The organism is Limnochorda sp. L945t (assembly GCF_035593305.1).
GTDB lineage: Bacteria > Bacillota > Limnochordia > Limnochordales > Geochordaceae > Carboxydichorda > Carboxydichorda subterranea.
On record NZ_CP141615.1, the window covers coordinates 1,093,935 to 1,117,278 of the forward strand.

A 23,344-nucleotide genomic window follows, 5' to 3' on the forward strand; every position below is an offset into this window, starting at 1 on the left:
AGGAAGGATCGGCAGCGTGCGCACGTCACGACGGCCTGCATGGCTCGCGCTGGAAGATGGTGCCGTTTACGAGGGGGAGGCGATCGGCCGGGCGGCGGATGCGTGGGGGGAGGTCGTCTTCACCACGGTGGTGACGGGCTACCAGGAGGTGCTGACCGACCCCTCGTACCGGGGCCAGATCGTGGTCTTCACCCAACCCCTCGTGGGCAACTACGGTACCTTTCCGGGCGCCCTCGAGTCTTCGAGGGCGCAGGTCAACGGAGTGATCATGCGGGAACTGTGCGACCTGCCGGACGCGCACCCCGGCGCGGCGCGGCTGGAGCAGTGGCTCGTGGAACAGGGGATACCGGGGCTGTCGGGCGTGGACACTCGCGCCCTGACGCGGCGGCTGCGCAGCCGGGGCGCCATGCGGGGCGTCATCAGCGCGCAAGCCCGCCCGGCCCGGGAGCTGATCGAGGCGGCCCGGCGTGTGCCGGGCCTCTCGGAGCAGCCGCTCGTAGAGGAAGTGAGCGCGGGCGAGCCCTACCACGTGGGGACCGGCCCCGGGCCGCGGGTCGTGGTCGTCGACCTGGGCGTCAAGCGCCACATCGTCACCCACCTGGTCCAGCGGGGCTGCCGGGTGACGGTGGTGCCGAGCCGCTTCACGGCCGGGGAGATACGGGCGCTCCATCCCGACGGGGTGGTGCTCTCCAACGGGCCGGGCGACCCGGCCGTGCTGGACGGTCCGATCGCCACGGCGCGGGAGCTTTGCTCGAGCGGCATCCCGATCTTCGGCATCTGCCTGGGCCACCAGATCCTGGCCCTGGCCCTCGGCGGGAGCACGTACAAGCTCAAGTTCGGCCATCGCGGGGGCAACCACCCCGTCAAGGACCTGGAGACGGGTCGGGTCTTCATCACGACGCACAACCACGGGTACGCCGTGGACGAGGCACAGCTCCCGCCGGACCTGATCGTGACGCACCGCAGCCTCAACGACGGCACGGTGGAAGGCCTGCGCCACCGGTCGCTGCCCGTCTGGTCCGTGCAGTACCATCCCGAGGCGACGCCGGGGCCGCAGGAGAGCGCCTATCTCTTCGATCGTTTCGTCGGCGCCCTGCGCCGCGCCGCCGGTGGCGACGGGAGGCTCTCGGGGAAGGACGAGAGCGCGGGGGCTTTGGCATGACGGGCAACGCCTCGGGCCTTCGGACCGCCCGCGTCGTCGCGCGCCGGGAACTCGCGCCCGGCGTCGTGCGGCTCGACCTGTCGCTGCCGGGGCTCGAAGAGGCCCGGCCCGGGCAGTTCCTCCACGTGCTCACCCGCGACCCGTACGGCGTGGACCCCTTGCTGCGGCGGCCGTTCAGCATCGCCGACCTGGGCCCGCAGCCCGACCGGGCGGCGCTCGTGGTCAAGGTGGTGGGGAAGGGTTCGGCGTGGCTGGCGGCCCGCCCCGAGCAAAGCCAGCTCGACGTGCTCGGGCCGCTCGGACGGGGCTTCGGGTGGGATCTTTCGGGAGGACGTGCCCTCCTGGTCGGCGGCGGCGTGGGCGCCGCTCCTCTGTTGTGGCTGGCCCGGGCCCTGTGCAGGGACGGGTGGAGCGTGCAAGCGGTGCTCGGCTTTCGAACGGCCTCCGAGGTGGTGCTGGCGCAGGAGATGGCGCACGTGGGCGCTTTGGTGACGGTGGCCACCGAGGACGGTAGCCGGGGCGAGCCCGGCACCGCCGTCGAGGTGGCGCGGCGGTACTGGGATCGGGCGGACGGGGTGTTCGCCTGCGGGCCGTGGGGGATGCTCCGGGCGCTGGCCGCTCTGGCCACCCAGCGTCCCCGGCCTCTCCAGCTCTCGGTCGAGACCGTGATGGGCTGTGGCGCCGGCGTCTGCCTGTCGTGCGTGGTCCCGTGGAGACGGCGGGAAGGGTACCGGGTCACCGGATGGGCCCGGGCCTGCGTCGAAGGTCCCGTCTTCGACGCCTCCGAACTGGATTGGGAAAGGTGTCCGGGACGATGAGGCCGCGCGCCGGGGCGTCGCTCGAAGTCCAGCTCGGGCCGCTGCGCCTGCGAAACCCTGTGGTCATGGCGTCGGGCACGTTCGGCTACGGCCTGGACCTGCGGGGGATCGTGGAGCCGCAGTGGGTAGGCGCGGTGGTCACCAAGGGGCTCAGCCTGGAGCCGTGGACCGGCCACGCCCCGCCCCGCCTGGTGGAGACGCCGGCCGGGCTCGTCAACGCCATCGGCCTGGAAAACCCGGGGGTCGAGGCGTTCGTGCAACACGTGTTGCCGCAGCTCTCGGCCACCGGCGCCACCATCATCGCCAACATCGTGGGCAAGCAGGTGGAGGAGTACGCGCAGGTGGCCCGCCGGCTGGACGGGACCGGAGCGGTGGCGGCCTTCGAGATCAACATCTCCTGCCCCAACGTGAAAGAAGGCGGCGCCACCTTCGCCACCTCGCCGGTGACCGCGGCGCGGGTGGTGGCGGCGGTCCGCGCGGTCACGCGGCGGCCGATCTTCGTCAAGCTGGCCCCGATGGGGGCCGACCCCGTGGAGGTCGCCCGCGCCTCGGCGGCCGTGGGGGCCGACGGGTTCACCGTGGCCAACACGTACCCGGCGCTGGTGATCGACACCCGCTCGGGCCGGCCCGCCCTGACGGCCGGGGTGGGAGGGTTGTCCGGGCCGGCCGTCCGGCCTCTTTCGGTGCGGCTGGCGTCGGAGGTCTACCGGGCGACCGGCATGCCCATCATCGGCAGCGGCGGCGTGGAGACGATTCGCGACGCGCTCGAGTATTTCCTGGCCGGTGCTCGGGCCGTGGCCGTCGGGACGGCCACGTTCCACAGGCCGACGGCCGCCCTGGAGATCGTGGAAGGCCTCCGGGATCACCTGGAGACGGCGGGCGCCGCCAGCTTCGAGGCCTGGCTCGACTCGGTCGTCCCGCGCGTCGAGCGCCGGCCTGCGCCCGAAGAGCAGGCCTTCCGGTTCTTGCAGCAAACCGGGGCGGTGCTAGAAGGCCACTTCCAGTTGAGCTCGGGGCTCCACTCCGACCGGTACGTGGAGAAGTTCCGGCTGCTCGAGCGTCCCGGCGTGGCCGAAGCGATGGTGCGGCTGCTCGCCCTGAGGTTGCTCGACTTGCCGGCCGAGGTCGTGGTGGGGCCGGCCACGGGGGGCATCCTGCTCGCTTACGAGCTGGCGCGCCAGCTGGGCGTGAGCCGGGCCTTCTTCACGGAGCGGGTGGGCGGGCGCATGCAGGTGCGCCGGGGTTTTTCCCTGCCGCCCGGAGCCCGGGTGCTGCTCGTCGAAGACGTGGTGACGACGGGCGGCTCCGTCATGGAGACCGCCGAGGCCGTCGAAGAGGCCGGGGGGCAGGTGGTGGGTATCGGCTGTCTCATCGACCGCAGCGGCGGCCGGTTCGCGCCGCCGGTGCCCTTCCGGCCCCTGGTCCGGTTGGAGCTTCGCACTCACCCGCCCGAGGCGTGCCCGCTGTGCGAGCAGGGCATCCCACTGAGCGACCCGGGGAGCCGGCGGATCCGGTAAACGCAAAGGGCCGGGGGCAAGAGGGGGCGGATCGACCGTGTCGGGTCCAGCAGCATCGAACGAGAGCGTCCCTCGCCGGGCGCTTTTCAGCGTCTCCCGCACCGAGGGGCTGGCCGCGCTGGCGTCGGAGCTCGTGCGCCTCGGTTGGGAGCTGTGGGCGACCGAGGGTACCGGCCGGCACCTGCAGGAGGCAGGTGTGCCGGTCCGGCCGCTCAGCGAGCTGACGGGCCAGGTCTCCATGCTCGGCGGCCGGGTGAAGACTTTGCACCCGCGAGTCTTCGGTGGCGTGCTCGCCCGGCCGTCGCCGCAAGACCTGGCCGAACTCGAGCAGGCGGGCGGCGTGCCTTTCGACCTGGTCGTCGTCAACTTCTACCCGTTCGAGGAGCGGCTCGAGCGTTACCGTTCGGGTGAGCTCACCCTCGCCGAGCTCGTGGAGTCGATGGACATCGGAGGCCCGGCGCTGGCCCGGGCTGCGGCGAAGAACTTCGCTCGGGTAGCGGTGCTCACCGACCCTTCCCAGTACGCCGCGGTCCTCGACGAGATCCGGCACTCTCCGCACGGGCTGCCCGCAGACGCGACCCGGGTGCGCTTGGCCGCCGAAGCGGTCCGGCGCACGGCGCGCTACGACGCCGTCATCGCTCGGGCGCTGCAGCAGGAAGCCGGTCCCCCGGCCGCGGCGCCCCAAAGGGTGGAGGTGTCCTTCCCCGAGCGCCTTGCCCTGGAGGCGACCCGGTGGCTCGTGGCCCGCTACGGGGAGAACCCCCACCAGGCGGGAGCCGTCTACCGGGTGCCCGTGCAAGGCGCCTCGGTGCCGTGGGGCCAGGTCCTGCAGGGCAAGGAGCTTTCGTACAACAACGTGGCGGACGCCGCCGCCGCGCTCGACCTGGTGGCAGAGCTTTCGGACCGGCCGGCCGCGGTCGCCATCAAGCACGCGACTCCCTGCGGGGCCGCGGTGGCGGACAGCCTGCTCCAGGCCTACCAGCTGGCCCACGACGCCGACCCGGTCTCGGTCTTCGGCGGGGTGGTGGCGGTGAGCCGTCCCGTGGACGGGATGGTCGCCGAGGCCATGGCGCGCACGTTCCTCGAGGTGATCGTGGCGCCCTCCTTCGAACCGGAGGCCCTGGAGGTGCTGTCGAAGAAGCCTCGCCTTCGCCTCATCGAGGTGGGCCCCATCGAGCCTCCCTGGCGCCGCGATGGGGACGGCTCCTCCCTCGAAGTGCGGTCGATCTTCGGAGGTTTGCTCGTCCAGCAGGTCGATGCGGTCGACTGGGTGGACGGGGAGCTCCGGACGGTCACCCGCCAGAGCGTCCCCGAACGCTTGTGGCCCGACCTTCGCTTCGCCTGGCGCGTGGTCAAGCACGCCCGCTCCAACGCCATCGTGGTGGCGCGCGACGGGCAGACCCTGGGGATCGGGGCAGGCCAGACCAGCCGCATCGATGCCGCGCGCATCGCCATCGAAAAGGCCGGGGAAAAGGCGAGCGGTGCGGTGCTCGCCTCGGACGGCTTCTTCCCCTTCTCGGACGTGGTGGAGCTGGCGGCCGAGCACGGGATCGCCGCCATCGTCCAGCCGGGGGGCTCGATGCGGGATCAGGAGTCGATCGCCGCGGCGGACCGGGCGGGGCTGGCCATGGTCTTTACCGGGATCCGGCACTTCCGTCACTGACGGGCGCCGGAAGCAGGTCGGGGGTGGGCGTCACCCGCACCGTCTTTTCGTGGTCGTAGACGACGAAGCCCGCGGGCGAGCCCGGCGGCTTGCGAACGTAACGGCGCCGGGTGTAGTCCACGGCCACCGGCACCCCGGATCGGCCCTGCGCGCTGAACCGCGCGGCCAGGGCCGCGGCTTGCAGCAGCGTCGCCTCCGCCGGAGACCCGTCCGAACGCACCACGACGTGGGCTCCGGGGATCTGCCGCGCGTGCAGCCACCAGTCGCCGGGGAGGGCCAGGTGCAGGGTCAGATGATCGTTGGCCCGGGCGCTATGTCCCACCAGGATCTCGGTCCCGTCTGCCGCCCGGAAGCGGGCAATGGGGGCTCCTGCGGCTTGCCGGCCTTTGCGCGGCCGATCCTGTCCGGATGGCCGCATGGGCACCCCCTCGGCTTCCCGACCGTCCAGGGCCGCGGCCGCCGGGCGCCGGCGCGTCTGGTGAGCGAGGGCCAGCGCCTCCTCGCGCAGGGCCGTGAGCGTGGACGGCCGGTCGGCCTCTCGAGCGAGCACCTCCAGGGTCTCCACCGCCTCGAGCAGCCGGCGGCTTTCCAGGATGGCCGACTGGAGCACCGAGGCGGCCCGCACGGCCTTGCGGTAGCGCCGGAAGTAGGACTGGGCGTTGGCGGCAGCGGTCTGGGAACCGTCCAGCTCGACCTCCCGGGGCGGGTCGGGAAAACCGGCGTCCTCGGGCGGAAGCGTGACCTTCGTGGCACCCGGCGGGATGCGGGCGGCGAACGTCAGAAGGAGTTCGCCGGTCCGGCGCAAGGAGTCGGCGTCGCGAGCGCGCTCGAGATCCTGGCTTTGCTTGTCGATCCGGCGTTGCAGGCGCTGTCGTTGCTCGCCCAGGTCACGCAACAGCGAGGTACGCGAGGCCTCGAGCGCTCCCTGCCGGACAGCCTGGGCCCAGATACGGCCTGCCTCTTCCAGCGACGGGACGCAGGCCGTTGCCGGTGCGGCGGCCGCGCCCTGCGGGGAGGCCGGCCGAGAGGGCGGCGCCACGTACGGTTGGTGGAGGGCAAGCCCCCGAGCGGGCCCCGGAGCCCGCAGCCACCCGAGGGTGCGGCCGCCGGCGATCAGCACGACGTTGCCGGTGCGGCCGGTGAGCTCGACCGCCAGCGTCAGGTCGGCCGGCATCCCTTCACCGCCCTCGGGCGAAGCCCCGGCCGTGACATCCGGGCGTTCACCGGGCGGGCGATCGACAGGCCCTGGCCCGCGGGCGAAGCGGAGCAACAAGACCCGTTCGCCGGGAAGGGAGCCGGCGGAGCGCAGGCGGCTTCCGCCGAGGTACTTGCGTACGAGCATGCAGAAGGCCGGGGGTTGCGCCGGGTTGGGTTGGGGAGGTTTGCCATCGAGCAGGCCCACCACGGGATGGGAGGGCGACACGTCGACGACGAGCAGCCGCTCGCCGGCTCGAGGGGCGTACAGCACCAGCAGCAAGTAGCCCGAGGTCGCCTGGTAGACGCGCTGCACCCACGCGCCGGCCAGCCGCTCGCCGATTTCGAGCGACCATGCCGCCACTGCCGCGGGTGTGACGCGAATCTTGCCGGAGGCCGGGTCTTGGGCGGGATGAGCCATGTCGAGCCCCTCGGCGATTGTACCACGGCCCGCGCCGTACCGGGCACGGCGTCGGGCCTGACGGCAGCCGCGAGCCCCGCCCTCGGGCGAGGGCCGGACCCGGCGGGGGAGGGATGGCGCGGGCGGCGGCGAACGTCCTGCGCATGAGCACCCGACGCAAGGCCTGGACGTGCCTGCTTCTCGCCCTGCTCGCCGCGTCTTGTCTGGCGTGGGTCGAAGGCGGTTCTCGGGACACGGAGCCCGCGGCCGTGGCCTTGGCCAGCGCGCCGGCTCTTCCGGCTCCTCCCGAGGCGGCAGCGCCGGCAGAGCCGGTCACCCCGCCGGCCGTTCGCCGGTGGGTGGATTCGGCCCTGGAGGACCTGGCCCGGGGAAGGCTGGAGGCCGCGGCCAGCAAGCTGCGCCTGGCCCGCTGGTCCTTCCCACAAGATCTGGAATCCGGTTTGCTGCTGGCCTGGATCGAGGCGGCGCAGGGCCGGTGGGCAGAGGCGGCCAGGACCGTGCAGGCGCTGCCTTTGGACGGCCTCCCTGCGGCGTGGCGCCTGAGCGCCTGGGGGCTGGCGGGGATGGCCTACCGGCGCACGGGAGATCCGGCGGCTGCGGCCCGGGCGCTGCGCCAGGCGCTGGATGCCGACCCGCGGGCCGGGCTGGTCCACGAGGAGATGGGGCGCCTGGCCCTGGCGGCCGAACTGGATCCGAAGACGGCGGAGCGCCTCGCTCCCGCGTGGCCCGGTTCTCGCCCGGGGTCGCCGGCCGACTGGCGCGCCGCAGCCGAGGGGCAACTGCGGGAGGCCGTTCGCCTGGCTCCGGAGCGGGTCGACGCCTACCTGGTGTTGGCCCAGAGCCTCATGGACGCCGGGCGCTGGGCCGATGCCGCGGAGCTGCTCAAGCAGGCCAATCGCGTCGATCACCTGCTGCCCGAGATCCACGACCTCCTGGGCCAGGCCTACGAACACCTCGACCAGCTTCCCGCCGCCATCGCCGAATACCGGCGGGCCCTGGAGCTCGATCCCCAGTACCTTCCGGCCCGCCGCCACCTCGAGCGGCTGCAGCCCGAAGCCCCGGCCGCAAGTCGGCCCTAGCCCGCAAGCGCCCTGCAGGAGCGACGTTTTCCTGCGTAAAGACCGGGGCGCTTTCCCCATAAACCTTTAGCTGTCCAACGCTCGCGGACGAGCTGGAGGGTCAGGGGGAAGCCGCGCGTCATGCCGCGTCGAGGCCGGTTCGCCAGTCCCCGCGCCGCTTCGGGCTCCCTGCTGGAGGGGGCCGAACGTCTGAGCATCGCCGAAGTGTTCCGCAGGCTCCAGTCCGATCCTCACCACGGGCTGTCCCAGGAGCGGGCGGCGGCCATCTTGATGCGCCACGGCGCCAACGAGATCCCGTCGGAGGGCGGCCCGGGCCTCGCGCGCCTGATTTGGGAGCAGATGGGTTCGTTCATGACGCTGGTGCTCCTGGGGGCGGCCGCCCTGTCGTGGCTGCTCGGGGAGGAAGTCGACGCGATGGCCATCGTGGCCATCGTCGTGCTCAACACGCTGCTCGGCGTGGCCCAGGAGTACCGGGCGGAGAAGGCCATCGCGGCACTCTCTCGCTGGCAGGCACCGCGTGCGAGGGCCGTGCGGTCAGGCCGCGTCGAGGACCTCCCTGCCCGGGAGCTGGTGGTAGGCGATCTCCTGCTCCTGGAGGAGGGGGATCGGGTCCCGGCCGACGCACGGCTGGTCCAGGCCTTCGGGCTCATGGTCGAGGAGGCGGCCCTCACCGGGGAGTCGGTGCCCGTGAGCAAGGCTCCGGCGGACGGGCCCCTCCCCGGGGCCGGGGGTTGGACGGAGATGTCCCACATGGTCTTCACCGGTACCACGGTGGTCGCGGGGAGCGCCCGGGCCCTCGTGGTCCGGACGGGCACCTTCACCGAGCTCGGCACGATCGCCCGCATGGTAGCGGAGGCGCCGGTGGTGGCGACTCCGCTCCAGCATGCCCTGGATCACCTGGGCCGGTGGCTCGTGGGGATCTCGGCCGCGGCCGTTGCCGTGGTCTTTCTGGTCGGGATCCTCCAGGGGCAGCCATGGCTGTCCATGTTTCTCATCGCGATCAGCCTGGCAGTGGCCGCCATCCCCGAAGGGTTGCCCGCCGCGGTGACGGCGGCCCTGGCGCTGGGCGTGCAGCGGATGAGCAAGAGGCGGGCGATCGTGCGGCGGCTCAACGCCGTGGAGAGCCTGGGGTGCGCCAGCATCATCTGTGCCGACAAGACCGGCACGCTCACCCGCAACGAGATGACCCTGGAGCAGGTCGTTGCGCCCTGGGGCCGGGTGGAGGTAACGGGACAGGGATTCGAGCCCCGGGGGACCTTCTCCATGGACGGGGCCGCGATCGATCCCCTGGGCATCGAGCCCCTGCACCGGCTGCTCCGGGCCTCCGTGCTGTGCAACCATGCCGACGTCACCTTCCACGGCGGCCGGTGGCAGGCGGCCGGCGACCCCACCGAGGCGGCCCTCGTGTGCGCCGCCCGCAAGGCGGGGCTCGACCCCGTCCAGACCCGCAAACGCTGGCCGATCCTGGTAGAGGCGCCCTTCCAGGCCGATCGCCGCATGATGAGCGTGGCGGTCCGGGGAACGCTGCCTTACCAGGCAGAGGTCTACGTGAAAGGATCGCCGGATGCGGTACTGGCGCGCTGTCGAAGGGCGCAAGGCGCTCGCGGCGAGGGGCCTCTCAGCGACGCCGAGCGCGCCCGGGTGCTGGGCCACGCCGAGGCGCTGGCGACGGACGGGCTGCGAGTGCTGGCCGTGGCGGCCCGCCGTGCCGACGCCCGTGCTCTGCCGGCAGCCGGGAGCGACGTCTTCACCCTGGGGCAGGCGCTGGAACGGGACCTGACCTTCCTGGGGCTGGTCGCGCTGCGGGACCCGCCGCGCCCCGACGTGGCCCGTGCGCTGCAACGGGCACGCGAGGCCCACGTCACCACGGTCATGATCACGGGCGATCACCCGGCGACCGCCCGCGCCGTCGCCCTGCAGGTCGGATTGCTCCAGCAGGACGAGCAACCGCTGACGGGGGGCGAGATCGACCGCATGGACGACCACGATCTGAAGGAAGCCCTGCTCCGCCGCCGGGTCGTCGCCCGGGCCTCGCCTGCCCACAAGAAGCGGCTGGTCCGGGTGCTGCGGGAGGCCGGCCACGTGGTGGCCATGACCGGGGACGGGGTCAACGACGCTCCGGCGTTGAAGGAGGCGGACATCGGGGTGGCCATGGGCCTCACGGGCACGGACGTGGCCCGGCAGGCAGCCGCCCTCGTGCTCTCCGACGACAACTACGCCACCATCGTGGACGCCATCGAAGAGGGGCGGACCATCTACGACAACATCCGCCGGTTCATCCGCTACCTGCTCGGCTGCAACGCCGGCGAAGTGCTGGTCATGCTGGGGGCGGGCATCCTCGGGCTTCCCGTGCCCCTGACGGCGCTGCAGATCCTCTGGGTCAACCTGGTGACCGACGGGCTGCCGGCTCTGGCGCTGGGGCTGTTGCCCCCCACCCCCCAGCTCATGCGTCGCCCGCCGCGACCCCGCACCGAAAGCCTCTTCGCCGGCGGCGCGGCCGAGGAGATCGCGGAGGAGGGCCTGTTGATCGGGGCGACCACCCTGGTGGTCTTTGCCGTGGCCATGGCGTCGGGCGGCGGGCTTGCGGTCGCCCGTACCGCCGCCTTCATGACCCTCGTCCTGTCCCAATTCCTGTACGCGTTGCGGCTGGGAGCCGGTACCGGGCGAGGCGGCTGGCCGGCGCCGGTGCTCGTGGGCGCCGTGGGGGTTTCGCTGGCCATGCAGCTGGCCGTGGTGAGCATCGGGAGGGTGCAGCCTCTTTTCCAGACCGTGGCGCTGGACGTGACGACCTGGGTCCTCGCCGTCGGGGCATCGGTGGGGACGTTCGTGCTGCGGGTGCTGGCTGACCGGCTCGGCGCGACGCTGCACGCGTGGGCGCGGCGCATCAGCGCGTGGCTGTCGTGGGCGCGTGCCTCGTGATAAGATGAACCCCGACGGGGGTCGGACGAACTCTTGTCGGATGCATCCCAGACGGCTGCGGCTCGCTCGGAGCCACCGGCTCCTGCGAGCATGACCGGGTTCGCCTCCATCGAAGAGGATGGCCTGTCCGGGCGTGTCCGGGTGGAGGTCCGGACCTTCAACCACCGCTACCTCGATGTGGTGACCCGGCTGCCGCGCGCATGGCAACCTCTGGAGCCCCGGATCCGGGATCTGGTATCCCAGCGATTGAACCGGGGGCGGGTGGAGGTCGTCGTGGACGCGCAGGAGCCGGACAACCCCCAGCGAACCGTCCGGGTCAACGCCTCCGCCTTGCTCCAATACTGGGACCAGCTTACGCGGATCCGGCAGCAGATAGGGGTGGATGCGCCGTTGTCGTTGACCGACCTCCTCGTCCTTCCGGAGGTCGTCCAGGTGCAAGAGCAACCCGTGGACGAAGAAGGGGTCTGGGGATTGCTGCGGCCGGTGCTGCAGGAGGCTTTGGAGCAAGTGGCGAGGATGCGCCGTCGCGAGGGGGCCCGGCTGTGGGAGGACGTGGACCGGCGGCTGTCCACGATCGATGCCTCGTTGGGCGAGGTGGAGAGGAGCCTGCCTCGCTACATGGAAGGATACCATGAGCGTTTGGCGGGTCGGGTCCGGGAGCTCCTCAAAGCCGTGGTACCGGACTCCGCCGCCGGGCCCCCGGTTCTGGACGGTGGGGCTTTTCAGCAGCGTCTCGCGCAAGAGGTCGCCCTGGCGGCCGAGCGGGCCGACATCAGCGAGGAGATCCAGCGGTTGCGCAGCCACATCTGGCACATGCGCCAGCTGGCGGGCGAGCCGGCCCCCGGCCGGCGGATGGAGTTCCTGTTGCGGGAGATGGAGCGGGAGCTCTCGACGGCGACCGCCAAGGCGCCTGACCCCGCGATGGTGCACCACCTGGTCGCGATGCGGGGACTGGTGGAGCAGATCCGGGAGCAAGTGCTCAACTTCGAATAGGGGGGCCGTCCTGTGGAAATTCGCCTCATCAATATCGGCTTCGGCAACATCGTTTCGGCCAACCGGATCGTGGCCATCGTCAGTCCGGAATCGGCGCCCATCAAGCGCATCATCCAGGAGTCTCGGGATCGGGGACGGCTCATCGACGCCACGTACGGGCGCCGCACCCGCGCCGTCATCATCACCGACAGCGAACACGTCATCCTCTCCGCCGTCCAGCCGGAGACCGTGGCGCATCGCTTGAGCGGCCGGGACTCCACGCCGGAGGCCGCCGTCCAGCCGCAATGAAGACGTCGGGCGAACTGGCGGTGCCCCATACGAGCCAACTGCCCTACGCCTTGAAACGTGGGTTTCTGGTGGTCGTCTCCGGCCCTGGCGGCGTCGGCAAGAACACGCTGGTCAACGAAGTGCGCCGGCGCATGCCCCAGCTGGTCTACTCGGTCTCCGCCACGACCCGCCCACCGCGCCCGAAGGAGATCGACGGATACCACTACTTCTTCGTGAGCGAGCAGCGGTTCTTCGAGCTGGTGCGTTCCGGCCAGTTACTGGAGTACGCCCGCTTCGGGGATCACTGGTACGGCACGCCGGCGGAGTTCGTGAAACAGGCCGTGGGGGCCGGCCAGGTGGTGCTGCTCGACATCGACATCCAGGGGGCCCGGCAGCTTCGCGCCAACCGGTTGGCGGACGCCGTCTTCGTCTTCTTGCTGCCCCCTTCCCTCGAGGCGCTGCGTGAGCGTCTCGTCCGCCGGGGGGCGGATTCGCCCGAGGCGATCGAGCGCCGCATGCAGATGGCCTTGACAGAGATGGCAGCGGCGCCCGATTATGACTACGTCGTGGTCAACGCCAGCCTGGAGAGGGCGAGCGAGCTTCTGCAGGCCATCATCCTCGCGGAGGCGTGCAGGCCTTCCCGGGTCGCGGCAGTCTGGGAGCAACCTGGGGGCAAAGAGTGAGACGATGCTCAACCAGCCATCCTTGCAGACGATGCTGGAGCGTAACCCTGCCAGGAGCCGGTACATCCTGGTGACGGCGGCGGCCCGCCGGGCGCGGCAACTGCTCGAGGGTTCCCCCCCGCTGGTTGCGATCGACTCCACCAAGCCGGTCACCATTGCGCTGCGCGAGATTGCGGAAGGCCGCGTGATCTGTGAGTTCCCCGCCAAAGGCGGTGTCAAGTAACCGCGCTGACGGCGCCGGGGAGGTGGCTGGCGGCGCAGCCCGCAGCGTCGTCGTCGCCATCGACCCGGACGAGGCAGTGATCGACCGTCCCCTCAGCTACGCGGCCCCACCCGGGCATGGCCTGCCCCCTCCCGGCACGCGGGTACGGGTGCCCTTGCAGCGCCGGCTGGTTTGGGGCTGGGTCGTCGCTCACGAGGCCGCTCCGCCCGGGATCCGTCTCAAGCCCGTGGCTGCCGTGGGCGAGGAGGCGGACCGGTGCGACGACGAGGCGCTGGACCTGGCCCGCTGGATGGCCCGGCGCTATCTGGCACCGCTCGGAGCCGCGCTCAAGGTGGTGGCGCCTCCCCCGTCGTTGCGGCGGCCCCGGCCGGGCCGGCCCTCTTCGGAGAGCGCTTCCCGGCGGGACGGCCGGGAAGCACCGCCCTTGACCGGAGCCCAGGAGGCGGCGGTCGTCGCCATCGAGCGGGCGCTCGAGGCCGGCGAGCACCGCGTCTTCTTGCTCTGGGGCGTGACCGCCAGCGGGAAGACCCGGGTGTACGAGCAGGCGGTGGCCTCTTGCCTGGCCGCCGGGCGGTCGGCGGTCGTGCTGGTGCCCGAGATTGCGCTCACCCCCCAGCTGGTGCGGGTCTTCCGCCAGCGCTTCGGGGACGTCGTGGTGCTCCACAGCCAGATGTCGGCGACGGAGCGCCGTATGCGGTGGGAGCGGGTCCGCTCGGGGGAGGCCCGGGTCGTCATCGGCGCCCGATCCGCCGTCTTCGCCCCGGTGGTGCGACCAGGCCTGTTCGTGCTGGACGAAGAGCACGAGTCCTCGTACAAGCAGGACGAATCCCCGCGCTACCACGCCAGGGACGTGGCCATCGAGCGGGCCCGCCGCGCGGGGGCGGTGGTGTTGCTGGGTAGCGCCACTCCCTCGATGGAGTCCGTCTGGCAAGCCCGCCAGGGCCATTACGGCCTGCTCGAGATGCCCGGCCGGATCGACGGGCGTCCCATGCCCTCCGTGCTCGTGGTGGATCTGCGAGAGGAGCTGGCCGCCACGGGCCGGGTATCGCCTCTGAGCCGCCCGCTCCACGAGGCGCTCAAGCGGACGCTGGAGCAGCGGGAGCAGGCCATCTTGTTCGTCAACCGGCGAGGCTTCTCCGGTGCCATGGCGTGCCGGGAGTGCGGGCACAGCTGGCGGTGCCCGCACTGCGACGTGAGCCTGACCTACCACCATACCGCTGCCGGCGGCCGGTTGCGCTGCCATTACTGCGGCTACGAGACGGCGATGGCGTCGATCTGTCCCCGGTGCGGGAGCAGGCAGGTCGCCCCGGTGGGCTTCGGGACGCAAAAGGTGCAGGCGGCCCTGGCCGAGGCGTTCCCCGGCGTGCCCGTGCTGCGGCTCGACGCGGATACGACCACGAGGCGGCGTTCCCACGAGCGGATCCTGGAGGAGTTCGCCAACAGCCGGCCTGCCGTCCTGGTGGGCACCCAGATGGTGGCCAAAGGGCACGATTTCCCGGGAGTGACGCTGGCGGCGGCGGTCCTGGCGGACGTCACGCTGCACCTTCCGGACTTCCGGGCCGCCGAACGGACGCTCCAGCAGCTCGTCCAGGTCTCCGGCCGGGCAGGCAGGGGCGAGCGGGCCGGCACGGTGGTCATCCAGACCTTTCAGCCGCATCACCACAGCATCCAGGCGGCCGCCCTCGGGGACCTGCGCGGCTTTTATGCCGAGGAACTGGCCTTCCGGCGGCGGCTCTCGTATCCGCCGTTCGGGCAGCTGATCCGGATGGTCGCCTCCGACCCCGACGAGGCGAGAGCCCGGGAGTGGGCCACGGAGCTGGCGCGCCGGATGGAGGAGGCGTCGCACGGCCGGGGCGTGAAGGTGTTCGGCCCGGCTCCGGCCCCCATCGCCCGCATCCGGGACCGCTACCGCTGGCAGGTCGTCGTGCGCGGGCCCGACGGCGAGGTCCGGCAGCTTGCCGGGGCGGTGACGCAGGCGCTCGGCGGGCGGGGACGTCGCCGGCCGGAAGCGTTCACGGTCGACGTCGATCCCGTCAGCGTCCTGTGAGCGCAGGTCACGGCGAAAGGTCGTCTCCGTTCCGGGCGGTTCCGGGCCGTTTTTTCGGAGCATGTATAATAGGGCGGAGCGAGGCGGCGGGGGCGCTTTGCGCCCTGCGCGACGCCTGTGGAGGGACCAACGTAGCTTGGCCGTATTGCCGATCCTGCGGATCGGAGCGCCCGTGCTGCGCCAGAAGGCGAAGCCCGTCCAGCGGGTGACGCGGCGGCACCGGAAGCTCATCGAGGATATGCGGGAGACCATGGAGAAGGCGCCTGGCGTGGGCCTGGCGGCCAACCAGGTGGGGGTGCTGGAGCGGATCGTCGTGGTCGATCCCGGCGACCGCTTCATGGCGCTCATCAACCCGGAGATCCTCACCTCCGAAGGCTCCGACGTGGACGTCGAGGGGTGCCTCAGCATCCCCGGGGTGACCGGGTACGTGGAACGGGCGGCCCGCATCCGGATCCGCGCGCTGGACGAGCGAGGGCGCCCCCTCGAGCTCGACGCCGAAGGCTATCTCGCCCGCATCATCCAGCACGAAGTCGACCACCTCGACGGCGTGCTCTTCATCGACAGGGCGAGCCGCATCGTCCAGGAAGAGGAAGGGGAGGCGTCGGGCCGGGAAGAGGGCGCGCCGCCCCGGCAGCTCGGGCAGGCGGCCGTGGTGGGCAGCCCCGGCCCGGATCGCCCGGAGCGGGGGAATCGGGCCTGAGGCTGATCTTCGCGGGGACCCCGGAGTTTGCCGTCCCGAGCCTGCGGGCGCTGGCAAGGGCGGGACATGCCATCCCGCTGGTCATGACCCAACCGGATCGGCCCAAAGGCAGGGGCATGCGGCCGGCGCCCCCGCCCGTCAAGGTGGAGGCGCAGGCGCTCGGGCTGCAGATCTGGCAGCCCGAGCACCTCGAGCCCCATGAGCTCACGGGGGTCCTGCGGAGCACCGGCGCCGAGGCGCTGGTGGTGGTCGCTTACGCCCACAAGATCCCGGCGGAGGTACTCGGGCTTCCTCGCTACGGGTGCATCAACGTACACGCCTCCTTGCTCCCCCGCTGGCGCGGCGCGGCTCCCATCGCCTGGGCCCTTCTGGAGGGTGACCGGGTGACGGGCGTTACCATCATGCGGATGGACGAGGGCTGGGACACCGGCCCCATCTTGTTGCAGCGAGCAGCCGTGATCGGCCCCGAGGAGACGGCGGCGTCGCTCCACGACCGGCTGTCCGAGACCGGGGCCGAGCTCCTGGTGGAGGCGGTGGCGCGCCTCGAGGCGGGTACCCTGCAGCCGATCGAGCAGCCCGAAGAGGGCGTGCGGCTTGCTCCCAGGCTCCAAAAGGAGCAGGGGAGGGTGGACTGGACCCAGCCCGCCGAGCGGATCGCCCGGCGGTGCCGGGCGTTTTACCCGTGGCCGGGGTGCTTCACGACGCACGAAGGCAGGTTGATCAAGGTCGTGGAGGCGAGGGTCGCCGGGCAAACGGTCACCGGAAGGCGCCCGGGGGAGGTGCTGGGCGTCGAGCCGGGGGCAGGGGTGCTTCGGGTCGCGTGCGGGGACGGTACCGTTCTCTCCCTGGCCCGGGTCCAGCCCGAAGGGAGCCGGTCGATGACGGGCCTCGAGCTCTGGAACGGGCTCCACCTCGAGCCCGGGTCGATCCTGGGTGCGTGAGGGAGCGAGCCTGGAGGCTCGACGGCTGGCCAGCCTGGCCCTCGGGCGCGTAGAGGATGAGGGAGCGTATTTGCACCTCGCGCTCCGGGGCTTGCTGCGCCAGCACGCGACGACGGCTCGAGCGGCAGCCCGGGCGACGGCCCTGGCGGCCGGTGTGCTCAGGTGGAAGACCCGCCTGGACTGGGCGCTGCAACGGGTGAGCGCCTGGCCGCTCACGGCCGTGGATACGCCCGTTCGCCAGGTGCTGCGGGTGGCGGCCTATGAGATCGGCTTTACCTCCACGCCTCCGCCCATCGCGGTGGATCTGGCCGTACGCCTGACCCGGCGGCTCCACCCGGAGGCCTCGGGGTTCGTCAACGCGGTGCTGCGGGCTCTCGTGAGGGCCTCTCGCGACGGCATGCCGGCACCGGCCGGCGGACCGGTGGACGAGCGGTTGGCCATCACCTACGGCCACCCGCGCTGGCTCGTACGGCGATGGCTCGACCGTTTCGGGCTCGCCACCACCGAGGCCATCTTACGGGCCAACAACGAGCCGTCGCCTCCCACCGTGCGGGTCAACCTGATGCGTACCACGCCGGCTTCCCTCCAACGGCGCTGGGCCGCGGAGGGGATCCCGTCGGCGGCGGGCGCGCTGGTCTCGTTCGCCGTCGAGATCCACCTCCCCGGACGGTCGCTCGAGCAACTTCCCGGCTACGACGAGGGGCTCTTCTCGCCGCAAAGCGAGGCGAGCATGCTGCCGGCCCTCGTGGTGGGGAGCGTGGCGGGCGAGACGGCGGCCGATCTTTGCTCGGCGCCGGGCGGCAAGGCGACCCAGATTGCGGAGATGGCGGAAGACCAGGCGCATGTCCTGGCCTTCGACCGCCACGCCGGGCGGTTGGGGCTGGTGAGACGAAACGCCCGCAGGCTCGGACTCCGCTCCCTTCGTTTCGCCGTGGCCGATGCCCGGCGCCCCCCTTTGGGCGCAGGCAGCCTGGACGCGGTACTCCTCGATGCTCCCTGTACCGACCTCGGCACGGTGCGCCGCCGCCCCGACGTCCGGTGGCGCCGGCGACCCGAAGACGTGGAGGAGATGGCCCGCCTGCAGCGCCAGCTCCTGGACGCGGCGGCCGGGCTCATCCGGCCGGGCGGGCGACTCGTCTACAGCGTCTGCTCCTTCGAGCGCGAGGAGACGACCGAGCACCTGGCCTACGTCGCCGAGCGGCACGGGATGCAGGCCGTGCCCGTCGAGGCGATGGCCGCGTGGCGTGGGCCGAGAGGTACCGGCGCCGATCGAGAGGGTATGACGCTCCTGCCCCACGAGGTCCGAACGGACGGGTTCTTTGTCGTCCGATTCGAGCCGCTCCGGCGCGTATGAACAGGAAGGAAGCTCGTCCCGGTCTTCGAAGAGATTATCGCGAACAGCGAACGTTGCGAACGGCCGCACCGCGGGGACTCTCTGTAGGGGATTCGTGGGGGGCGGCCTTTTCTTTTGCTCGTCCCTGCTTCGCCTGGCAGAAGAGTTGGAGGAGAAGGAGGAGTGGTGCGTGGTTCGAGTCCTGATCGCGGACAACAACATCGAACTCTGCGAGACGCTCGAGCAGTACCTCAACAGCCTTCCCGACATGGAGGTCGTGGGCACGGCTTACGACGGGGAGGAGACCCTGGCCAAGATCGAGGCGCTGAGCCCGGACGTGGTGTTGCTGGACATCACCATGCCCCATCTGGACGGGCTGGCGGTCATGGAAAGACTCCGTGCCGCCGAGCCGGTCAACTCCGACGGCACCTTGCGGCCGCTTCGTCCCGCCGTGATCGTCGTGACCGCCTTCGGGCGAGAGGACGTCATCCAGCGTTTCACCGAGCTGGGTGCTCAATACTTCATCGTCAAGCCGTTCGACCTCGACTTGCTGGCCCAGCGCATCCGCCAGTTTGGCACGGCGCAGGAGTCCGCCGCCCACGAAGAGCCCGCCGCCGCGGCCACTTCGCAGGGAGCGCGCTCCGTTTCGCGCGCCGGCGCCGACGCCGAAGCCCAGGTGACCGTGCTGCTGCACCAGATCGGCGTACCCGCCCATTTCAAGGGGTACATCTACCTGCGGGACGCCGTCCTCATGGTCGTGCGGGAAAACCGCATGCTGGGTGGTTCGCTCACCAAGGAGATCTACCCGAGGCTCGCGGACCGCTATGGAACGACGCCGGGCGGTGTCGAAGCGGCCATCCGCAACGCCATCATGGCCGCGTGGGAGCACGGCAATCGTGATTTCCTGGCCACGCTCGCAGGCCTCGGCGGACGGCGGGACCGGTTGCCGACCAACTCGCTGCTCATCGCCAAACTGGTCGACCGGGTGCGCTTCGGCAACTCCCTCGCGGGGCAGGTACTCGACAAGTCAGCCTGAACACGAGAAGGCGAGGCGGGGGATGGTCGGGGCGAGAGGACTTGAACCTCCGACCTTGCGGTCCCGAACCGCACGCTCTAACCAAACTGAGCTACGCCCCGGCTGTTTGCCAGCCCGTCGGCCTCGTGCCGCCACCCTCGACCGGCGGGCCTCGCCCGGCGTGGTATAATCACGCCTGGACTGCCGCCCAGTGGCGTCCTGCCGGCCGGGCAGGGCCAGTATACTGCCCGGCCGGCACAGGTGTCAATTGCGGATAGGGGGCCGCGCGTGGGCGTCTGGCAGGGTGATGGGACGGCGGGGCCGGTGCTCCCGATCGGCTTGGTGAGGCCGAAAGCGGAGATCGCGGCGCTCGCGGTCGCATGGGGGCAGTCGCGCTATCGGGCCGACCAGGTCGCCCGGTGGGTCTTCCGCCACGGGGTCACCGACCCGCGGGCCATGACCGATCTCCCGGCAGGGCTACGGGACGCCCTGGCCGAGGTCGCCTGGCAGCAGGTGATGGAGACCCGGGCCCTCCAGCACGACCCGGACGGCACGGTCAAGGGGCTGCTCGAGCTGCGCGGGAGCGCGGCGGCTCCGGCCCAGATCGAGGCGGTGCTCATCCCGGCGGGCAACCGGCTGACGTTGTGCCTCTCCTCGCAGGCGGGCTGCGCCATCGGCTGCCCGTTTTGCGCCACGGGGCGCATGGGCCTGCGGCGTAACTTGCAGCCGGGGGAGATCGCCGCCCAGGTCGCCTGGGCACGGTCGGTAGCGGGCCGGTGGCCGAACCACGTGGTCTTCATGGGCATGGGGGAGCCGCTTGCGCGCTACGCGGTGGTCCGGCAGGCGATCGAGCTTCTGCGCGGGCCCGGCGGGTTCGGGATCGGCACGCGGCGCATCACCATCTCCACGGCCGGCGTCGTGCCGGGCATCCAGGCTCTGGCCGCCGAGCCCGCCTTGCAGGTGGGGCTGGCGGTGTCGCTGCACGCGCCCGACGACGCCTTTGCGGGATCGGCTCGTGCCGCTCAACCGCCGGTGGCCGCTGGAGGCGTTGCTGTCCGCCGTGAGGGAGTACACCCGAGCCACCCGCCGCAGAGTCTCCTTCGAATACGTCTTGCTGGCGGGCATCAACGACTCGCCGGCGCAGGCGCGGTTGCTCGCCCGGCGGATCGAGGGTATGCTGGCGCACGTCAACCTCATCCCGTACAATCCGGTGCCGGGAGTCCCCTTCGAGCCCAGCGACGAGCGGGCGGCGCAGGCATTTGGGGCCACCTTGAAAGCGCGAGGGATCGCGGTGACGCTGCGGCGCCCTCGGGGCCGCCGGATCGACGCCGCCTGCGGCCAGCTGGGAGCCCGCCACGTGACGGCCAACGTGTCCAGGGGGTGAGCCGGCGTACAGATCGCGGCCATCAGCGAGCAGGGAACGGTACGTCCCCGCAACGAAGACGCTTGGGTAGCCCGGGGCGACATCCTGGCCGTCGCCGACGGGATGGGCGGCTACGCGGGCGGTGACGTCGCGGCCCGGCTGGCCCTGGCCGCCCTCACGGACGGCTCGGCACCCTCGCCGGCCGGTGAGGCGGAGGTCCGGTCAGCGTTCGAACGGGCGCACCGCCGCATCCGGGAGGCGTCGGCTTCTCATCCCGAGTGGAGCGAGATGGGGACCACCCTGACCGCGGTCTGGATCCGGCGGGGGCGAGCCTTCATCGGGCACGTCGGCGATAGCCGGGCCTACCTGGTCCGGGGGGAGCGTATCGAGCAGATCACCCAGGACCACTCCGTCACCGCCGAACTGGTGCGAAACGGCACCCTGACCGAGGAGGAGGCCCGCACTCACCCCCACCGCCACGTCTTGACGCGAGCGCTCGGGGGCGACGGCCCGGTCGAGGTCGACGTGATGAGCCTGGCGCTCCGGCCCGGGGACCGGTTGGTGCTGTGCACCGACGGCCTCACCGGCAGTCTCGAGTCTGACGAGATCGGCCGGGTCGTGCGGGCCTCCGCCACGCCCCGCGCGGCGGCCGAGGCGCTCGTGCAGCGTGCCTGCGAGCACCGCTCCACGGACAACGTAACCGTCGTGATCGCGTTCATCGAGGAGAACGACCTCGATCAGGAGGATCCCCCGGGAGTGGATCCGACGTGACATCCAGGATGCACCTGGCTTCGGGACGCTACCGCCTCATCCGCCCGGTAGGAGAGGGCGGCATGGCAGTGGTCTACCGGGCCGTCGACGAACTCCTGGGCCGCCCCGTGGCCGTCAAGATCCTGCGGCCGCAATTCGCAGGCGACCGGGAGTTCGTCGAACGCTTCCGCCGCGAGGCGCAGGCGGCTGCGAGCCTCTCCCATCCCAACGTCGTCCAGATCTTCGACGTCGGGCGGGACAACGGTTCGCACTACATCGTCATGGAGCTGGTGGACGGGAAGAGCCTCAAGCAAATCCTGCAAGAGCACACCCGCCTCGATCCGGTGGCGGCGGTAGCCGTCACCCTGGCGGTCGCCAAGGCCCTGTCGCATGCCCACCGGCACGGGCTCATCCACCGGGACATCAAACCGCACAACATCCTGGTCACGACCGAGGGCCTGGTGAAGGTGGCGGACTTCGGCATTGCCCGGGCGGCGAGCGCCACGTCGCTGACCGATTCGGGCACGGTGCTGGGCTCCGTCCACTACTTCTCGCCCGAGCAGGCCCGGGGTCAATCCATCGGCGTGGCGAGCGACCTGTACTCCCTCGGCATCGTGCTCTACGAGATGCTGACGGGGCACGTACCGTTCACCGCCGACTCGCCCATCGCCGTCGCCATCCGGCAGATCCACGACCCGGTGCCGCCGATCCGGGACCAGGTCCCGGGCGTGCCGCCCCAGCTCGAGCGCACGGTCATGCATCTGCTGGCCAAAGACCCGGCCAGGCGTCCCGCATCGGCCGATGCCCTGTACGAGGAGCTGAGGCGGGCGATTCCCGAGGCCGAGGAGTTCCCGCTGTTGAGCTTGCTGCAGCGGCCTCGGGGACACGAGGGAGCGGGGGCCGGGCGCGGCGAGAAGGGCAGGCGTCGCGAGCGGTCCACCCAACCCGAGCGGCCGGCCGCAGCGGCTGCGGACGGCGCTCCCACCCAGGTCGTCACCTGGCCGAGGGCCGCAGCAGAGGCGCGGCCGGGCGCCGGGGGCAGGGAAGGGGCGTATGCACCTACGGCCGGTCGCACGCACAGGGGACGGTCTCGTCTTTATACGGTGGCCTTCGTCGTGGCGTTCATGGCCGGGCTGGTGTGGGCGGCGTCGCATTTCTCCGACTTGTTGTTCCCGAGGGAAGTGGTCGTGCCCAACATTGTCGGCCGTACCGAGGCCGAAGCCCGGATGCTGCTGGAGCGGCAGCACCTGAGTTACGGGGTCGACCAGCGGATCTACTCCGACTCGGTGCCGAGCGGCCAGATCATCCGCCAGGATCCCGAGTCGGGGCGCCGGGTGCGGGAGGGCCGGAAGATCTGGGCCACCGTCAGCCTGGGCCCGGAGGTCGGCGTGGTGCCGGACCTGGTGGGCAAGTCGCTGAGGGATGCACAGCTGCTCCTGGTGCAGCAGGGATTCGCCCGTGGCGAGGTAACGTATGGATATGCGCCCGACCGGCCGCCCAACACCGTCATCACCCAGGACCCCGAGCCCAACACGCAGCTCGAGAAGGGGCGTCCGGTCAACCTGGTGGTGAGCCGGGGCGAGCAGCCGCCGGCCACCGTGACCATCCCCGACCTGACGGGATTGCCCCTCGACGACGCCCGCCGGCGCCTGGAAGCGCTGGGCTTGCAGATCGGCAACACGTGGGCCGAGTACAACCAGCAGTACCCGTCGGGGGCGGTGGTCGATCAAGACCCCGCGCCGGGCAGCCAGGTCGAGCAAGGGTGGAGCGTGGACGTCATCTACAGCCAGGGACCGCCTCCGACCGCCCAGGAGGGCGGCGGGGCCGCACCGGTACTGCCCTCTGCCCCGGGCGCTTCCGGGGGAGCGGCGCCGCAGGCGACGCCCTCGCCCGGCTCGGCCTCGGCCCCGCCTCCGGGTGACGGTGCCTCCGGCCCGGCGGGCCCGAGCAGCCCGGCGCAGGGACAGGCTCCGGGGGCTGCGGGCGGGACGGGCCCGGCTGCTGCGACGAGCGCTCCGTCGGGCAAGTGGCGGACGGCCGAGGTGGGGATCCAGGTGCCCCCCGGCAAGGACCAGGAGGTGGTCATCCTCGTCATCGACGACTTCGGGGCCAAGGAGGTCTTCCGGCGGACGGTGGCGGGGGGCAGCTACCTGGCCGAACGGGTGCGCGGGCGAGGGCCTTCCGCCCGGTTCCAGGTGTACATCGGCGGCGCGATGGTGGAGGAGGCGCCCTTCCCCCAGGACGGGCCGTGAGGAG

Annotated in this window: 19 protein-coding genes, 1 tRNA gene and 1 pseudogene; 19 read left to right on the top strand and 2 right to left on the bottom strand. The window is 71.7% G+C overall.

All coding sequences use genetic code 11. The features are described 5' to 3' along the window. The first annotated feature begins 16 nt into the window (after positions 1-16). Genes carA through purH form a run of 4 tightly spaced genes read left to right on the top strand, consistent with a single transcriptional unit; the run spans position 17 to position 5,160 of the window. Complete coding sequence (gene carA, locus U7230_RS05085) at positions 17-1,162, top strand: glutamine-hydrolyzing carbamoyl-phosphate synthase small subunit (RefSeq protein ID WP_324717659.1); 1,146 nt, start codon at positions 17-19, stop codon at positions 1,160-1,162. Continuing rightward, complete coding sequence (locus tag U7230_RS05090) at positions 1,159-1,980, top strand: dihydroorotate dehydrogenase electron transfer subunit (RefSeq protein WP_324717660.1); 822 nt, start codon at positions 1,159-1,161, stop codon at positions 1,978-1,980. The genes carA and U7230_RS05090 overlap by 4 nt, the downstream gene beginning before the upstream one ends. Next, positions 1,977-3,497 carry a dihydroorotate dehydrogenase gene (locus U7230_RS05095; RefSeq protein WP_324717661.1) on the top strand — a complete coding sequence of 507 codons (1,521 nt, stop codon included), beginning with the start codon at positions 1,977-1,979 and terminating at the stop codon, positions 3,495-3,497. The genes U7230_RS05090 and U7230_RS05095 overlap by 4 nt, the downstream gene beginning before the upstream one ends. Before the next feature lie 37 nt (positions 3,498-3,534). Continuing rightward, positions 3,535-5,160, top strand: coding sequence for a bifunctional phosphoribosylaminoimidazolecarboxamide formyltransferase/IMP cyclohydrolase (gene purH / locus U7230_RS05100; protein WP_324717662.1), 1,626 nt, complete (start codon positions 3,535-3,537; stop codon positions 5,158-5,160). Here purH and U7230_RS05105 read toward each other — a convergent pair. Beyond that, positions 5,132-6,775: an NFACT RNA binding domain-containing protein gene (locus tag U7230_RS05105; RefSeq protein ID WP_324717663.1), complete on the bottom strand. Its 1,644-nt coding sequence runs from the start codon at positions 6,773-6,775 to the stop codon at positions 5,132-5,134. The two genes, purH and U7230_RS05105, sit on opposite strands and share 29 nt — an antisense overlap. Positions 6,776-7,023: 248 nt before the next feature. Between U7230_RS05105 and U7230_RS05110 the strand changes: the two genes are divergently transcribed. The 11 genes from U7230_RS05110 (at position 7,024) to spo0A (ending at position 18,996) form a co-directional block, all read left to right on the top strand. Beyond that, entirely contained in the window at positions 7,024-7,854 is an 831-nt protein-coding gene (locus U7230_RS05110; protein WP_324717664.1) for a tetratricopeptide repeat protein, read from the top strand. 120 nt (positions 7,855-7,974) lie between these two features. Beyond that, the gene (locus U7230_RS05115; RefSeq protein ID WP_324717665.1) at positions 7,975-10,773 is read left to right on the top strand and encodes a cation-translocating P-type ATPase; all 2,799 of its coding nucleotides are present in this window, start codon (positions 7,975-7,977) and stop codon (positions 10,771-10,773) included. Between the two features lie 33 nt (positions 10,774-10,806). Next, positions 10,807-11,766 carry a YicC/YloC family endoribonuclease gene (locus tag U7230_RS05120; protein ID WP_324717666.1) on the top strand — a complete coding sequence of 320 codons (960 nt, stop codon included), beginning with the start codon at positions 10,807-10,809 and terminating at the stop codon, positions 11,764-11,766. Positions 11,767-11,778: 12 nt separating this feature from the next. After that, the gene (gene remA, locus U7230_RS05125) at positions 11,779-12,054 is read left to right on the top strand and encodes an extracellular matrix/biofilm regulator RemA (protein ID WP_324717667.1); all 276 of its coding nucleotides are present in this window, start codon (positions 11,779-11,781) and stop codon (positions 12,052-12,054) included. Then, complete coding sequence (gene gmk / locus U7230_RS05130) at positions 12,051-12,716, top strand: guanylate kinase (RefSeq protein WP_324717668.1); 666 nt, start codon at positions 12,051-12,053, stop codon at positions 12,714-12,716. Before remA ends, gmk begins: the two co-directional genes overlap by 4 nt. Positions 12,717-12,720: 4 nt before the next feature. Beyond that, the gene (rpoZ, locus tag U7230_RS05135; protein WP_324717669.1) at positions 12,721-12,939 is read left to right on the top strand and encodes a DNA-directed RNA polymerase subunit omega; all 219 of its coding nucleotides are present in this window, start codon (positions 12,721-12,723) and stop codon (positions 12,937-12,939) included. Positions 12,940-12,961: 22 nt separating this feature from the next. Then, the gene (priA, locus tag U7230_RS05140) at positions 12,962-14,986 is read left to right on the top strand and encodes a replication restart helicase PriA (protein ID WP_324717670.1); all 2,025 of its coding nucleotides are present in this window, start codon (positions 12,962-12,964) and stop codon (positions 14,984-14,986) included. 136 nt (positions 14,987-15,122) lie between these two features. After that, entirely contained in the window at positions 15,123-15,686 is a 564-nt protein-coding gene (gene def / locus U7230_RS05145; RefSeq protein WP_324717671.1) for a peptide deformylase, read from the top strand. A 5-nt stretch (positions 15,687-15,691) separates the two neighbouring features. Further along, entirely contained in the window at positions 15,692-16,627 is a 936-nt protein-coding gene (gene fmt / locus U7230_RS05150) for a methionyl-tRNA formyltransferase (RefSeq protein WP_324718185.1), read from the top strand. Further along, positions 16,620-17,981, top strand: coding sequence for a 16S rRNA (cytosine(967)-C(5))-methyltransferase RsmB (rsmB, locus tag U7230_RS05155; protein ID WP_324717672.1), 1,362 nt, complete (start codon positions 16,620-16,622; stop codon positions 17,979-17,981). Before fmt ends, rsmB begins: the two co-directional genes overlap by 8 nt. Positions 17,982-18,150: 169 nt before the next feature. Continuing rightward, positions 18,151-18,996, top strand: a complete 846-nt coding sequence (gene spo0A, locus U7230_RS05160) for a sporulation transcription factor Spo0A (RefSeq protein ID WP_324717673.1) — start codon at positions 18,151-18,153, stop codon at positions 18,994-18,996. 23 nt (positions 18,997-19,019) lie between these two features. Here the strand turns inward: spo0A and U7230_RS05165 are convergent. Next, positions 19,020-19,097, bottom strand: a tRNA-Pro gene (locus tag U7230_RS05165). Between the two features lie 220 nt (positions 19,098-19,317). Between U7230_RS05165 and U7230_RS15390 the strand changes: the two are divergent. From U7230_RS15390 to pknB, 4 genes and pseudogenes are all read left to right on the top strand, one after another. Beyond that, positions 19,318-19,914: pseudogene (locus U7230_RS15390) on the top strand (radical SAM protein); the annotation flags it as partial. A 76-nt stretch (positions 19,915-19,990) separates the two neighbouring features. Continuing rightward, the gene (locus U7230_RS05175) at positions 19,991-20,359 is read left to right on the top strand and encodes a hypothetical protein (RefSeq protein WP_324717675.1); all 369 of its coding nucleotides are present in this window, start codon (positions 19,991-19,993) and stop codon (positions 20,357-20,359) included. 21 nt (positions 20,360-20,380) lie between these two features. Further along, complete coding sequence (locus tag U7230_RS05180) at positions 20,381-21,109, top strand: PP2C family protein-serine/threonine phosphatase (protein ID WP_324718186.1); 729 nt, start codon at positions 20,381-20,383, stop codon at positions 21,107-21,109. Further along, on the top strand, positions 21,106-23,340 hold the full coding sequence (gene pknB / locus U7230_RS05185; RefSeq protein ID WP_324717676.1) for a Stk1 family PASTA domain-containing Ser/Thr kinase: 2,235 nt from the start codon (positions 21,106-21,108) through the stop codon (positions 23,338-23,340). The genes U7230_RS05180 and pknB overlap by 4 nt, the downstream gene beginning before the upstream one ends. Positions 23,341-23,344 lie beyond the last annotated feature (4 nt).